This window comes from Fructilactobacillus sp. X2R1C1 (assembly GCF_059901435.1).
Map to the genome: position 1 here is coordinate 1 of NZ_JBWXUV010000102.1, position 262 is coordinate 262.

Annotated in this window: 1 protein-coding gene; it reads left to right on the forward strand. The window is 44.3% G+C overall.

The window, feature by feature from the left end; all coding sequences use genetic code 11:
* On the forward strand, window positions 1–262 hold a 262-nt coding region (locus AC6UDG_RS07650), incomplete at both ends, for an MFS transporter (protein ID WP_500706983.1).

Consider the following 262-nt stretch of genomic DNA (forward strand, 5'->3'; position numbering starts at 1 on the left):
CATCTGCAATGATCGCGTTCATTCCCAATATCTATGCCTTAATCACTTTAAGACTCATTCAAGGAATCGCTGGAGCAACCGGTCAGGTCATTTCTAGAGCCGTCGCTCGTGACATGTTTTCAGGAAAAATCCTGACCCGTTTTTATTCACTATTGACCGCTGTTAACGGCATCTTCCCCATTATTGCTCCCATCTTTGGTGGTTTAATCATCAAAATTACCGACTGGCAGGGAATCTTCCTCATCTTAGGGGTGATCGGAAT